15 protein-coding genes and 1 pseudogene are annotated in these 13,518 nt (G+C 54.5%); 11 read left to right on the top strand and 5 right to left on the bottom strand.

Annotated elements, in window-relative coordinates:
* Window positions 1-261: 261 nt before the first annotated feature.
* Window positions 262-696, bottom strand: a complete 435-nt coding sequence (gene gspG / locus HRQ87_RS19655; RefSeq protein ID WP_217430522.1) for a type II secretion system major pseudopilin GspG — start codon at window positions 694-696, stop codon at window positions 262-264.
* On the bottom strand, window positions 696-1,214 hold the full coding sequence (locus HRQ87_RS19650) for a prepilin peptidase (RefSeq protein ID WP_174140150.1): 519 nt from the start codon (window positions 1,212-1,214) through the stop codon (window positions 696-698). The genes gspG and HRQ87_RS19650 overlap by 1 nt, the downstream gene beginning before the upstream one ends.
* A 37-nt stretch (window positions 1,215-1,251) precedes the next feature.
* Between HRQ87_RS19650 and HRQ87_RS19645 the strand changes: the two genes are divergently transcribed.
* The 5 genes from HRQ87_RS19645 (at window position 1,252) to HRQ87_RS19625 (ending at window position 6,522) form a co-directional block, all read left to right on the top strand.
* Window positions 1,252-1,938: a helix-hairpin-helix domain-containing protein gene (locus HRQ87_RS19645; RefSeq protein ID WP_174140149.1), complete on the top strand. Its 687-nt coding sequence runs from the start codon at window positions 1,252-1,254 to the stop codon at window positions 1,936-1,938.
* Window positions 1,939-2,282: 344 nt separating this feature from the next.
* Window positions 2,283-3,458, top strand: coding sequence for a plasmid partitioning protein RepA (repA, locus tag HRQ87_RS19640; RefSeq protein ID WP_174140148.1), 1,176 nt, complete (start codon window positions 2,283-2,285; stop codon window positions 3,456-3,458).
* Window positions 3,458-4,429, top strand: coding sequence for a plasmid partitioning protein RepB (gene repB / locus HRQ87_RS19635; RefSeq protein WP_174140147.1), 972 nt, complete (start codon window positions 3,458-3,460; stop codon window positions 4,427-4,429). The genes repA and repB overlap by 1 nt, the downstream gene beginning before the upstream one ends.
* A gap of 201 nt (window positions 4,430-4,630) precedes the next feature.
* Window positions 4,631-5,836, top strand: a complete 1,206-nt coding sequence (gene repC, locus HRQ87_RS19630) for a plasmid replication protein RepC (RefSeq protein WP_174140146.1) — start codon at window positions 4,631-4,633, stop codon at window positions 5,834-5,836.
* Between the two features lie 182 nt (window positions 5,837-6,018).
* The gene (locus tag HRQ87_RS19625; RefSeq protein ID WP_174140145.1) at window positions 6,019-6,522 is read left to right on the top strand and encodes a hypothetical protein; all 504 of its coding nucleotides are present in this window, start codon (window positions 6,019-6,021) and stop codon (window positions 6,520-6,522) included.
* A 50-nt stretch (window positions 6,523-6,572) separates the two neighbouring features.
* Here the strand turns inward: HRQ87_RS19625 and HRQ87_RS19620 are convergent, their stop codons facing one another.
* Window positions 6,573-7,121 carry a winged helix-turn-helix transcriptional regulator gene (locus HRQ87_RS19620; RefSeq protein ID WP_174140144.1) on the bottom strand — a complete coding sequence of 183 codons (549 nt, stop codon included), beginning with the start codon at window positions 7,119-7,121 and terminating at the stop codon, window positions 6,573-6,575.
* Between the two features lie 39 nt (window positions 7,122-7,160).
* On the opposite strand from HRQ87_RS19620, the gene HRQ87_RS19615 reads away from it, so the two are divergent.
* Both HRQ87_RS19615 and HRQ87_RS19610 read left to right on the top strand, forming a co-directional pair.
* Window positions 7,161-7,538 (top strand): VOC family protein, encoded by a 378-nt coding sequence (locus HRQ87_RS19615; protein ID WP_174140143.1) that lies wholly within the window; start codon window positions 7,161-7,163, stop codon window positions 7,536-7,538.
* Between the two features lie 435 nt (window positions 7,539-7,973).
* Window positions 7,974-8,495, top strand: coding sequence for a DUF3833 domain-containing protein (locus HRQ87_RS19610; protein ID WP_174140142.1), 522 nt, complete (start codon window positions 7,974-7,976; stop codon window positions 8,493-8,495).
* Between the two features lie 34 nt (window positions 8,496-8,529).
* On the opposite strand, the gene HRQ87_RS19605 is transcribed toward HRQ87_RS19610, so the two are convergent.
* Window positions 8,530-9,546, bottom strand: coding sequence for a nucleotidyltransferase family protein (locus HRQ87_RS19605; protein WP_174140141.1), 1,017 nt, complete (start codon window positions 9,544-9,546; stop codon window positions 8,530-8,532).
* A gap of 171 nt (window positions 9,547-9,717) precedes the next feature.
* Between HRQ87_RS19605 and HRQ87_RS19600 the strand changes: the two are divergent.
* Window positions 9,718-10,242 (top strand): annotated as a pseudogene (locus tag HRQ87_RS19600) (IS6 family transposase); the annotation flags it as partial.
* On the top strand, window positions 10,178-10,594 hold the full coding sequence (locus HRQ87_RS19595; RefSeq protein WP_174140140.1) for a helix-turn-helix domain-containing protein: 417 nt from the start codon (window positions 10,178-10,180) through the stop codon (window positions 10,592-10,594). The pseudogene HRQ87_RS19600 and the gene HRQ87_RS19595, both read left to right, overlap by 65 nt.
* Before the next feature lie 4 nt (window positions 10,595-10,598).
* On the opposite strand, the gene HRQ87_RS19590 is transcribed toward HRQ87_RS19595, so the two are convergent.
* Window positions 10,599-11,738, bottom strand: coding sequence for a tyrosine-type recombinase/integrase (locus HRQ87_RS19590; RefSeq protein ID WP_217430521.1), 1,140 nt, complete (start codon window positions 11,736-11,738; stop codon window positions 10,599-10,601).
* Window positions 11,739-11,864: 126 nt separating this feature from the next.
* Here HRQ87_RS19590 and HRQ87_RS19585 point away from each other — a divergent pair, with 126 nt between their 5' ends.
* Window positions 11,865-12,827, top strand: coding sequence for a DUF1403 family protein (locus HRQ87_RS19585; RefSeq protein WP_174140139.1), 963 nt, complete (start codon window positions 11,865-11,867; stop codon window positions 12,825-12,827).
* A complete protein-coding gene (scpB, locus tag HRQ87_RS19580; RefSeq protein WP_174140138.1) occupies window positions 12,824-13,456 on the top strand; it encodes an SMC-Scp complex subunit ScpB in 633 nt (210 codons plus the stop codon). Before HRQ87_RS19585 ends, scpB begins: the two co-directional genes overlap by 4 nt.
* Window positions 13,457-13,518: the final 62 nt, after the last annotated feature.

The raw sequence follows: 13,518 nt of genomic DNA, 5'->3' as shown, positions 1-13,518 counted from the left end.
CAACTGCACTATGGCGCATTGTGACGCCGGTTGGAGCAGGAGCTATCCACCACATCGGGTTCGACAGGCCGCACTGCAGCATTACAGAGGACGGTTGGATGGTAGCTAACAGTTTGTGTTGTCCTGTCTTTTCACGGTCTATGTCTCTGTCGTAGCGGACAGTCCGAAAGTGTCTTGAACTGTCCAAATCTGTCCGTTGGAAACTTTCGGACGGTTTTTCAGGGGAATGACCCGGGCAGATTAAAGATAGTTTTAACCTCGTTAAAACGCCACATCCGTATCCTCGCCCGTACCGCCGCGTGTTCCATCTCGGCCCTGGGACTGAATCTTAAAAGACCCCTGCCCCGAAGGTTCTTCGTACAAATAATCTCGCCCCCACGGATCTACAAGGGCTTCTTCCGTGGGCATATAGGGCCCTTGCCACGCGGCCTCACCCGCCGGGGAATGAACCAGCACGCCCAAGCCTTCGGATGTTGTCGGATAGCGGCCCATGTCGATATAGAACAGCTGGACAGCCTCGGCTAAGTTTTTCACCTGCAACTCTGCCGTTTCGGTTTTGGCCCGGCCCAGATACCCAACCAGTCGCGGTCCGACGACAGCAGCAATCAGCGCGATGATTGACAGGACAATCAATACCTCAAGAATGGTGGCCCCTGCCTTGCGACCCATCTTTTGCAACGGTTTAACAAAGCGCATCATGAAACTCCAATCAACCAAATGGCCCATGCAGATAAACAAAGGAACGGCCCAAAAGCGACCGCGGATTGCTGCGGCCCCTGAAATTTACCAGCCTTTGACACTCCACTTATCAAAAGCATCCCGATGCCCGCAATGGCTGCCATGAAAACAACCCAGATCGTACCATAAAAACCCGTCCAGGCCGCGATACCCGCGATCAATTTTACGTCTCCGAAGCCCAGACCATCCCATCCCCTCACCTGGCGATAAAATGCAGCAACACCCCAAAACAAGGCACCCCAAATGACAGTTGCAGCCAAATGCCAAGCAAACACGCCAGCGCCAAACGCCACGGCCAAACCAGTGATCCACAAGAAAATGCTGGCAAGATCCGGGATCTCAAACCGCTCAAAATCCACTACGCTGGCCCATATCAGACATCCAGCAAACACAATACTGAACCATGGGCCATGCAGCATGGCGAAAGCGACCGTGTAGACAGTGATATGAAGCAGGATCAAAAAAGAACGCGACATGATTTCCAATATGAATTGAATTGGCTATCTTGGTGCCATGTCGTGCCTGCCTTGGAAAGCCAAAAGCCGCGCTGGCTTTGCCTTAGTCACCGTGTTGTTCACGCTGGCCATTCTGACTGTGCTATTGGCTGTGGCCAGTGAACGGACCATGACCCGCCTGCAAGAGACATCGCTTGACCGCCAGATTGCCCTGATGGGCCATACGAACCGTGACGCCCTGCACCTGTCGATCATAGACCTGATAAATGACCAGTCCCCTGGCTTTGAAGGCATGTTATATCAGGATGTCGGTGGCTTGATTGATCTTAACACCGCATCCCCCGCCCTTTTGCAGCGGCTGTTCGCGGATATCACCGAAACCACTGCAGACCGAGATGACGCGTTGCGCGCCTATCGCACGTGGCGCCGGCAAGGGCGTCGTCTGATCAGGGTGGATGACCTGCCACGTATCAGTGGCCTGCCATGGTCTGTCATCACCCGTTTGCATCAGACCGCTACCGTCCATTCAGGTCGTACGGGAATTTCCCCGGATGTGGCCCCCCTGCCCGTTCTGGAAATTGTCACTGGCGAAACCGGCACACAGGATCAACTGGCGGAACGTGTTGATCCGGCTTTTGTCTCACCACCCTCCAACGTCAACTACCTGATTTATCGTGATCGTAATCTGATAGGAGGCGTCAATGCCCTGCGGGTCGGCCAACCACGTATCTTATTCATTCAATAGTCACGTCAGACGTATATCAGGCGGCTCTGTCTGCCCGCGGCGTTAAGCAGACATTGCTACACAGGCTGTCTGCACAGATTGATTTATGATGAATCTCCGATACTGTTTTGCGAATATTCTATGCAGTGGTTACGCTTGCAGCGATGTCTGATCTTGCAGTTACTGGCGTTCAGGCATCATAAAAATTGTTGATGTTTATCCAGCCCACTTGTGCCCCCTGCCCTTCTGACCACAATATACAGAAGTTTTTCCTTGCCCGAATCTGAATTCATCGCCATTAAGTTACGGTAAGAAGTGAATAATACGACGTTTGCCGTAACAAAGGCCAGCGCATGAGGGCAGAAATGACCAAGTATACCCGGATTGACCGCCTTGTGGGCGAGCATGCAGAAAAGCTATCTGCCCGTCTTCAGGCGCACCGCACACAATTGTTCCCCCCCGATGCGCGCAAGCAGTTGCGCAAGTTTACATCGGGCGAAGTGGCTGATCTGTTGGGGGTCAAGGACGCCTATCTGCGCAAGCTGCATCTGGATGGCAAAGGCCCCTCGCCCGAGATCCGCGCAGGCGGGCGGCGTTTGTATTCGCCCGACGACATTCAATCCTTGCGCCATCATCTGGAACAGGGTGCCAAGACGCCCGGCACTTATTTGCCTGGGCGGCGCGACGGCGATCACATGCAGGTCATCACAGTGATCAATTTCAAAGGCGGGTCCGGCAAAACGACGACCGCTGCGCATCTGGCGCAAAAAGCTGCGTTGGACGGATATCGCGTTTTGGCCATCGATCTGGATCCCCAGGCCAGCCTGTCGGCGCTGCACGGCTTTCAACCGGAATTCGACCTGCTGGACGGCGGTACGCTGTATGACGCGATCCGCTATGATAATCCGGTCCCCCTGCCCCAGGTCATTCAAAAAACCTATTTCACGAACCTTGATCTGGTGCCTGGCAATCTGGACCTGATGGAGTTTGAACACGAAACCCCCCGCGCCATTGTTCAGCGTGATAATCCGCTGTTTTTCACCCGTGTCGATGATGCGCTGGCCAGTGTGCAGGATGATTATGACATCGTCGTTATCGACTGCCCGCCACAACTGGGCTTTCTGACCATGTCTGCATTGTCAGCCGCAACAGCGGTTTTGGTTACGGTTCATCCACAGATGCTGGATGTGATGTCGATGTGTCAATTTCTGTTGATGACCTCAAACCTGCTTGGTGTTGTGTCCGAGGCCGGCGGCGATATGAGCTATGATTGGCTCCGTTATGTCGTGACCCGCTATGAACCCGGCGACGGCCCGCAAAACCAGATGGTCAGCTTCATGCGGTCGATGTTCGGGGAACATGTGTTGAACCATACAGTACTGAAATCCACTGCAATCTCGGATGCGGGGATCACCAAGCAAACATTGTACGAGATCGAAAAAAGCCAGTTTACCCGATCCACCTATGACCGCGCGATTGAATCGCTGAACGCGGTGAATGGTGAAATCACCGATCTGATTCAAAAGGCATGGGGGCGCTGATGGCACGCAAAGACCTGCTAAAAGGCCTGATGGGCCAGACTGATAATCCGAAATCGACAGACGACCCCCCTGCCCGCGTCGACACTGCCCGGCCCCGTTATACCAAGGGTGCTATTGGCGCGGTCAGCAAATCCATTGCCGACCTGAAATCCCGCGCCGTGGTCGAACTGGATCCACATCTGATTGACGCTGGCGGAATGCAAGACCGGCTGGAACATGACCAAACCGATCATGAAAAGCTGATGCACTCGATCCGTGATCATGGACAACAGGTGCCGGTGCTGGTTCGGCCGCACCCTGATACTGAAGAACGCTATCAGATTGTGTATGGCCGCCGTCGTGTGCTGGCGCTGCGCGATCTGGGGCAACCGGTCAAGGCGATGATCCGCGATTTGGACGACCAAGCGCTTGTCATTGCGCAGGGCCAGGAAAACACCGCCCGCAAAGACCTGAGCTTTATCGAAAAGTCCAACTTTGCCCGCCAGATGGCCGACGCCGGATACAAGCGCAAGATCATCTGCGATGCACTGACCATCGATAAGACCGCAATCAGTCGGATGATGCGCGTTGCTGAAACCATTCCGCTGGATGTGATCGAACATATCGGGTCTGCACCGACCGTGGGTCGCGATCGCTGGATGGTGGCGGCTGATCTGTGGCTGGATCGCGATGCAGATGTCGAAACGGCCGTTGACATGATTAATGTGGGTGGTTCCGAAACATCCGATGCGCGCTTTGAAGATTTGGTTAACTGGTTGTCAGATCAGAAAAAAATATCAAAAACTGTATCGCTGAAAACGGATAAGACCGCGCTGAAGGCAGCGGATGGAACATCCTTCGGAAGCGTGACCAAAGGACAGGGATCGGTGACCATTGTATTGAAATCCAGACCTTCCAAGGGGTTCGATGATTGGCTTGTCGATCACCTCGAAGACCTTCACCGCGACTGGCTTGCCAAGCGCGGAGAATAGGCCCGTTCGCGGGCCACACACTCGAGCAGTTAACGATAACAAAGGAGGCACAATAGACAGGACCCATAAAAAAGCCCCCAAGACATGACATCCAGAAGGCTCTCTTTTTGATCTAGCACTCAGACGATAGCCAATAAAGTTGACAGCTGTCAACAAACGTTGTGATTCGGCGGGCAAAAAAGTTTTGTCTTGTGAAAAAATATGCAACGACTGACAACGACGCCCTTTGGGCAGCGCATGATATCGGCTGGCCTGTTGGCAACCGAAAGCCTGGCCGCGCAAAAGCCCGATGTTCCGCAGTATAATAAATGGGAATTGTTCCGAAATCTGTGTACGGCGCGGGTTGCATTTGGCATCACGGATCGCGATCTGACAGTGTTGAACGCGCTGTTGACCTTTCACAAACCCGATGCGCTGACCGAAGACGACAATCTGATCGTTTTCCCGTCAAACGCCGCCCTGTCCACCCGCGCCCATGGGATGGCCGAAAGCACGCTGCGTCGTCATTTGGCCGCCCTGTGCCAGGCAGGCCTGATCCTGCGCCACGACAGCCCCAACGGCAAGCGCTATGCCACACGTGGCGAAGGTGGAGAGCTGGTGCGTGCTTTCGGGTTCGATCTGGCTCCGCTTTTGATACGTGCCATGGAAATCGCCGATGCTGCGCAACAGGCAGAGCGCGGTGCATTGGCTCTGAAACGGTTGCGCGAAGAAGCCGTCTTGATGGCCCGCGACGTCTGGAAGTTGATTGAATTTGGCATGGCCGAGGGCATCAAAGCCGATTGGCAGGCCCTGACAGCCCGTCTGGCGCCTCTACAGGCCGCACTGCGCCGTAAGCTGGCCCATGGCGATCTAATGGATCTAAAGCCCGTTCTGGCTACCCTTCTGAACGATGTGCGCAAATGCTTTGATATTCTCAATGAAACAGAAAAAATGAGCGGCAATGTCGCGCGAAATGAGCGGCACTATCAGAATTCAAATACAGACTCTTGTGAATTTGAACCTTGCTTAGAAAAAAGCAAAGGGGTGGAACCTGAAGTGTCAGATGATCCAGAACCGGACATGGATAAGCTACCTCCCAAAATGCCTTTGGGTCTGATCTTGAAAGCCTGTCCTGACATATTGGATTATGCGCAGGGTGACATTCGTCACTGGCATCAGTTATGTGCAACGGCCGATTTTGTCCGCGGTATGATGGGCATCAGCCCCCATGCCTGGGCACAGTCGCAAACGGTGATGGGTCGTGAAAATGCAGCCATTGTTCTGGCGGGTATTCTGCAACGGATGTCCCAGATTAACAGCCCGGGCGGTTATCTAAGGGTGTTGACACATAAAGCTCAAGACGGCGCGTTTTCCCCTGGCCCAATGATCATGGCGTTGCTGAATTCTGATCAAAGCAAAGCCGCTTAGGATGGTGGCTTGTTCTGTAAACCATGGCGCTGTACCGAAAATATTCTTTAAAGGCGAAACAAATGATCAACTGCGCGGGAACATTTTTTGGATTTATACTTGCATGTTGGCTAACACCATTTGTGGTGACGGCTCAGCAAGCAGACCTTGACCCTTGTCAGACGAACACAGGAATCCCGGGTGTGTTTTTTACAGGCCTTATGGGAACATTGCATGGTCCCGCAGATTTCGATGCCATAGTTTTGACCCCACCCGGTGACACCATTTATAGCAATCAAACTTCAGGGAATAATCACATCACCGTTTTTGCCGATCTGCAGTTCGAACATCAAACTCTTGTCGCTCCCGCGATGAATGTGAAAACGGGTGCACAAACTAACATCCAGTTTCAGGATACATCTGGTCATGTTGTGCAATCCTGCGTTGTTAATTTTGTGACCTTCGACCCTTCCATTCATGACTTTTCGAAAACGCGCGTCGGGTTTTGTGAATTTGTGAATCAAAGCGGTGTCCTGGATTTGGAATTGGGCACAACCACGACCTATGATTTGCCCGAAGACTATTACGAAGGCGCGACATCCCCGCGTAGTATTCTGGATCACCGGCCCGAGAGGGGTGCGTTACACACTCTTCGCGTAAACCCGAGCTTCTCCTGTATCTCTGTAAGGGATTGTTTTGCAGGATAAAGCGGGCTTTCGTTCCGCCTCGGTAGTTGGCTGCTTTTGCGACATTCTGATCATTGATGAATAAAGATAATTTCTCCCGCAATGACCTTACTAATAATGCCACCAGTGTTTACGGCGCTATAGATTGATCTTGGCGGTCGAGCGGTTTCGTCGACGCTGCGATGCACCCAATCTTTCACTTCCATAGACTTCAGTGACTGTGACAAAGCGCGATCGGTGATCGTTTGCAAATTTCGCTTGATATCGTTGAAGCGGCTTGGTGTCTGAAGTGAAGTCAGCACCGGCAGGGTCCATGATTTACGCAGCAGGCTCTGATCGCCCTCAGGAGATACACATTGAATTTTATGCGCGATTGCCGCCGCCTTTTCTCCAGGCTGCGTGAGACGAAACTCAGGTCGTAGCGGATGGCCGTAACCGGGATTTCTTTCTAACAATCCAATCTTGATAAGATGATCCATGCTCTGGGCGAATGCAGTCCTGCTTGCGCCTGTGGCTGCCAATAATGGCGCCTGTCGTCCTGCAATACCTGCATGCATGTTAGCTAGTATGGGCACAGCCCAAGCTCTTGAGGTGATGTTGACAAATGTCATGATGTCCATAAAGTATAGTTAGTATATTTTCAATGAAAGGGAAAGACCATGTCGCTCGTTGCGCTGGATACCACGATTAATATCTCGTTTTCTGTCAAAGATCGCCACGCTAGCGCCAAGTGGTATGAAACTATGCTGGGATTCGAGACGCTCTATCACGCGGATGAGGCAGGATGGTCAGAACTTCAAACAAACACCGTCGGCGTAACGATCGGCCTTGGCGAACATACCGAGCCTGCACCCGGCAACTGTGTCCCGGTTTTTGGTGTCGCTGATCTCGATACTGCCCGGAAGAAACTAGAACAAGCCAAGGTGAAATTTGACGGCGCAACGGACGTAGTTGAAGGCATGGTCAAGACGGCAACTTTTTACGACCCTGATGGAAATGCCCTCATGCTCGCCGAAGATTTGACGCAAGGAGCGTAATGCGGAAATCGAGATGTCAAATAGGGCGGCTTTTCTACGTTTTTTGATCCCAAAGGAACTGCTATCAGGCTGGATGTTTATCTATATCCGCAAGGCGTTTCCAAATAGCTGCCGTTCCAACTCGCCGCAGTATCTGTAAGTTCGGGCTCATTCGAAACTTTAGTTGCGATTCGAACGAATGGCAGCTTTGCTGCTTTTCTCATTTTTTGGATTAATATTATGACCTAAATATCAAAACTACCTAACTGTCTAAAATCATTTATTCGCATCATTTTATGTTTTTTCATCACATGGGCGCGGGTTCACCGAAAGTTATTATAAACACTCCGCGCGTTGTATTTGGAAAAAGTTGACAGCTGTCAACTTTTTGATTTGGCCATGATCAGATCCAGAAAGCAGCATACGTCGTACAAAGATCATCATGGGGGATGTGTTATGCGGCTTGTTGCAGTTTTCTGTCTTATTTTTCTAACCGCCTGTACGGGAAAACCCGCGCTGGAGGATGAAAAACTCTCGAGGCAACAGCTAAATCTGGAAGAATTCTTTGATGGCCGACTTGTGGCTTACGGTCAGTTCCAGGATGTTCTGGGCACAGTACGGCGACGGTTCAAGGTGGATATTCTGGGCACTTGGGATGGCCGGACCTTAACGCTGGTCGAAGATTTTGTTTACGAAGATGGATCGACCGAACGGCGTGTTTGGAATTTGGATAAGACCGGCGCACAAACCTGGCGCGGAACGGCCCCCGGTGTGATCGGACAGGCTTTGGGTGAAGAACGGGGCGATACCTTTAATTGGAAATACACCATCGACCTGCCCGTTCCAGACGGCACTCTGCGTGTCAGTTTTGACGATTGGATGTGGCTGCTCAGCGAAGATCGTTTGCTGAACAAAGCCTATATGCGGCGGTTCGGTGTTGATATCGGCGAAGTGATTATTGTTTTCGAAAAACTATAGCGGATTGCGAAAAGTTGACAGCTGTCAACTTTTTCTAAATCTCGGATAAAATCGTCTGTATTTCAGGCATACGTTTCAGCGTATTATCCAAGCGCATAGCCCATTTTGACCCCATTGCACGCGCGGTTTCATAGGCGTCTTTCAACTCGTCGGGCCGATCTTCAGCCAGAGCTTTGATCAGAAAAGTGGCTTGCGCGCGGTCCTTGATGGCTTTGATTGTATCGGCCCCATCCCGTCGTCGATCGGCGACGATAAGTTTGTGAATGGCAAACCGTTCGGGCTGTGGGATTTGGACCAACACACCGCCACGGTACAGCACTGCAGCGTGGATGGGATTTTGGATCAGGTAATTCAGATGATGTAGCGACTGCGCGTCAACACCAAGGGCGGCAAGCGGGCGGATCGGTTCGTCGTCCTCGAATGAAGGCGTCAGAAATTCCACCATCAGATCATTGCGCGTTTGCTTCCAGCGCCAGACATGTTTGCGCTGCAAGCTAGGGACAGGATCAAACGCGAAATGCTTGAACACATCCTGAAGGGTAGGGGAGACGGTATCTTCGAGCGCAAGCGACAGACGTTCAAAACTGGCGATATCCACGTCGCCGGTCTGGGCTGTGTCGTCAAAGCTGTAGCGTAATCCAAGTTCACCTTCGTACAGGCGAAAGGCATGCGTGCCAACGATCGTCCCGCCCAAACGAAAGACGCCGGATTTTGCCATAGCTGAAAGCAAACTGCCGGTGGCGGCATCGCTACTTAGAAACCCTTCGGCGCGCAGGATGCGGATCAGACGGGTGCGGTGGCTCTGCCGATCGGCAATCTGATCACGTAGCATGGTCAGGTCAGACAGCCGTTGTGTCAGTTCCGGGGAGTCTTCGCCAATATAGGATTTGCGCACGTCATTTCCGACGCGGAATGTATCGTACCAATAGGTCTTATCGCCTCGTTTTACTTTGGTCGGCGTACCGCGAATTTGCGCGGCTGCTTCGTCTTTCAGAGATCGAAGCAGATCGTGATAAGCCGCATGCGCGACAGAGGAGTGACGATTTATCATAGCGTGTTCTACAAAATTTATTTTTGTTGAACATAACGACATGTTCAACAAAAAGCAAATGTGTTGAACATAGTGATTAGAGAGGGTGGATTCTGTTGTTTTAAATCACCTTAAAGCGTGCTGTTGCATTAATTGGTTCACATTGCGAAGTTTGGGTTTTTGAGGTCCAGCATGCCGCGTAAGTCGCCCTTAAAACACCACCGCTTTCCGAGAGATATTATCTTATGCGCCGTGCGTTGGTATCTGTGCTATCCGTTGTCCTACCAAGATGTTGTCGACCTTCTGTCGGAGCAGGGCATCACGGTTGATCGGTCGACTGTGTATCGATGGGTTCAAAAGTTTGGCCCCGAACTGACCAAGCGCACCGAGAAGCACCTCCGCCGAGCAAGCGTCGATTGGCACGTGGACGAAACCTACATCCGCGTTGACGGCAAATGGCGTTACTCTTGGCGTGCGATCGATGCAAACGGCCAAATGGTCGATTTTCGCCTGACCGCACGGCGGGATGCGAAGGCGGCTCGAGCCTTCCTGCGCAATGCGATAGAGCGTGTGCGGTTACACCGGCCGGTCACGATCTGCACCGACAAGGCTCACACTTATCGGCGGGTCATCCGTGAGATCAACTACCGATATGACCCGCATTTTGAAGGCATCCGACATATCGATAGAAAGTGGCGGAACAACAGGATCGAAAGCGTCCTTTGCAAATGACGGCGATCGCATTCGGGCGCTGCCAAAGGACCGGGGTGCACGCATCGAAGCACTGGCCGATGAGATGGCGGCCGAGTTGCACCTCTCGGAAATCCGCAAGGCGCTCTCGATCACACAAAAGGATCTGGCCGAACTTACGGGATTGGCCCAGGGGGAGGTCTCGAGGTTCGAAAGTGCTGAACTGACTGGAGCAAAAATCGGTACGCTCGAGCGCTATGTGGAGGGTATGGGCGGTCGGCTACGGCTTGTGGCCGAGATGCCGGACGGGACAGTTGCGGATATCCCGCTCAAGCGCGGCAAACCGGTCAAGTCGAAGGTCAGCACGGCAAGAGGGTAAGGGGCTACAGCCCCGCGGCCTTTGTCAGGTTCACCCGGAACCGGTCACGGCGGCGCTGGTATCGGCGGGTCATCTCGGCCGAGGCGTGCCCGAGTTGCTTCTGGACGTACCTCTCGTCGACCTCCGCGGAGCTTGCGAGACCAGCGCGCAAGCTGTGCCCGGAAAACAGCGCCAGGCGGTCTTTCTCAGGCAAGTCGGACCGGATCCCCGCGTCCAGGACCGTCCGCTTGATCAGCCGCGCGACGTGCTTGTCATTGAGACGGGAATGCAAGGCCTTCCTGCCATCGCGCGAGGTGCCGACAAAAACCGGCCCAAAGTCGATCTTGGCGAAGTGCAACCATTGTTCGAGCGCTTGCACGGGACATGTCTGCTCTTTTGAGCCGCGGCCGATCTCGACCTCGCGCCATCCCGTCTTGGCGTTGAGCGTGAGCAGAGCGCCCTTTTCCATGATCTCGATCCAGCCGCCTGAGTCCGGCGTGTCGTCCTTGTGCACGTCCAGGCTCACGATCTCGGAGCGCCGCAGTCCGCCCGTATATCCCAACAGCAAAATCGCCCGGTCGCGCAATCCGCGCAGGTCATGAGGAAGGGTAGCCACCATCGCGAGGATGTCCTCGGCCAAAATCGCTTCCTTCTGCACCGGCGGCCGCGCGTGCTTGCGCTTGATCCCCGCCAACACCGTCGCGATGTGCCTGTTCTTGCGATCGAGGGCGAAGCCGCGTTGCGCATAGTTCCAGGCGAGGCCCGAGAGGCGTCGGTCGATGGTCGAAACCGATAGAGCAGGGGACGAACCCGACCCGCTGGCCAGATCAGCGAGGTAAAGCCCGATCATCTCGGGCGAGGGGGGGAGCGGCTCCGCGCCCTTCATTCGGCACCATCGCGCAAAATGTGCCCAGTCCTTGGCGTAGGCCTTCAGCGTATTGTCGGAGGCCGCCGCGCGGGCGTAGTCCCGGGCGGTGTCAACAAGGCGATCCAGCGTGCCGGACCCGGCAACATGAGAGGGCAGGGCGATGCTCTCGCCGTCCTCTTGATCTCTCTCGTCGCGCTTGTCACCGTTCGGTGCGTCATGGGACTCTGAACTCGAAATCTCGGCCTCAGGTGTCGTCTGATCGCCGGTTTTGGTACCCTTATTCGTCGTATTTTGCATGTTTCGGAGCATAGCATCTTTGCGTCCGATAAGGCAACCTTATTGGACATGAGTGAGAGCCGCAGGGTGGGGCGGTTACTGCACTATATTATGGACGAAAGCGCCGCGATAAGATAGTGTTGGGGCATGACCTATCAGCCTACAGCACTCTCAGACGACTTGAGTACCCTACCGAAACTGCCGGGCTGGGTCACCTCCGGACGCGCCGAAACCCTTGAAACTGTGGCGTTTCGGTCAGGAATAGCGCTGACAGTGTTGGATCAGCTGGTCACCGATCCGAGGCATGGGCTGCCGCTGAAGCTGCTTTCCAACCGGCTGGCTTTGAGCGCCGCGACAGCGACTTCGAAACTGGAAGGGCGACTGGCGCGGGAGGCGGATATCCGCGATGCCTATCATCTGACGCCGCCGGGCGAGCAACGGGGCCCGGACGGCGATCTGCTGGCCTTTTGGCGGGAGGCGGTGCAGCTACGCTTGATTGGCCGAGACTGGCAATCGGGACTGACGGACCTCGTTAGTCCCGACCTCTTGGCTGAAGCATACAATTGGCTCAACGCTGGCACCGCTCACGCTCGGGTGTATGGACCGCTGGCGGCATGTGTCTCGGTGATGCGCGATGTTTTGGAAACCGATGACCGCGCAGAACGGGTCGCCTGCATGTTCGCCGACGTTGTCCTGGCCCGTGCGCTGAACTGGAAGACCGTGCTGCCGATCTCAGGCTTGCGCCTGACAAAGTCGATGTTGCGAGATCTGGGTGCGGAGGAGCAGGGAGCTGACTTCAAAGTTCAGGCGAGCCTTTTGGAATCCGTCGAAGACACGATCCGACTGGCGCGTGACCTTGCGTCTAGGGCAGCGGCGCTGCGGTCCGTCGCGCCGAAGTTGCGGGCGAAAGGATCGGAGGCGGCGGTGGCCCTGTTCCTGTCCGAAGATGCGGTTGCGCCATCAACGATGCTCTCGCCAATGATCCAGGGCACCACGATCCCGATGACGGATCGCGCTGCGCGGCGCTTTTGCGACCGCTTGGTTGAGCTTGGCGTCTCACGCGAGCTGACTGGACGACCGACCTTCCGGCTCTATGGAATTGGATCATGACGGCGGCAGCCAGGAAACGGAAACCAGCGGACAAGGGCGCCGCCGTCTTTGACCGTGAGCTTGAAGACCTGCCTCAAGAGCTTCGCTGGCGCGAATGGATGGGGCGGATCGAGGCCGTGCTGTTCGCCAGTGGGTCTCCTGTGGGACGTGAAGACCTGGCACGCGTCGTGGGGCAGGGGGCCTCGGTCGACATGTTGATCGATGACATCCAGGCGGAGCTGGTGGGCCGGCCCTACGAACTGGCCGAAGTTTCCGGCGGCTGGATGTTCCGAACCAAGACCCAGTTCGCCGATGCCATCAAGGCCGCTGCCGATCTTGGCGAGCAGTCCCTCGCCTTCACCGAGATGGAGATGGGGGTGCTCTGCGCCATCGCCTATCACCAGCCCATCGATCGGGCAGGTCTGAAAGACATTTTTGGCAAAGAGGTCAGTCGCGATCTGCTGGCGCGGCTGCGGTTCAAGGATTTGATCACAAGCGGGCCGCGATCGCCACGCCCCGGCGCGCCACATTCCTTCGTGACGACTGCGACGTTTCTGACGACGTTTGATCTTCAGTCGTTGCGGGACCTGCCGGAACTGGATTTGGCTGTTGGCAACGTTGGCGACATAACCCGGGCGGCGCAGGTCTGAGGCTCTTTGCTTTCAATCAGTCGGAGGCTTCAATAGACTTAAAGTACAAACGCACAGCAGAG

It is taken from the genome of Parasulfitobacter algicola (genome assembly GCF_013315265.1).
Taxonomy (GTDB): domain Bacteria; phylum Pseudomonadota; class Alphaproteobacteria; order Rhodobacterales; family Rhodobacteraceae; genus Parasulfitobacter; species Parasulfitobacter algicola.
The sequence above is the reverse complement of the archived record's forward strand: the minus strand, read 5'-3'. Positions and strand labels throughout refer to the sequence as shown.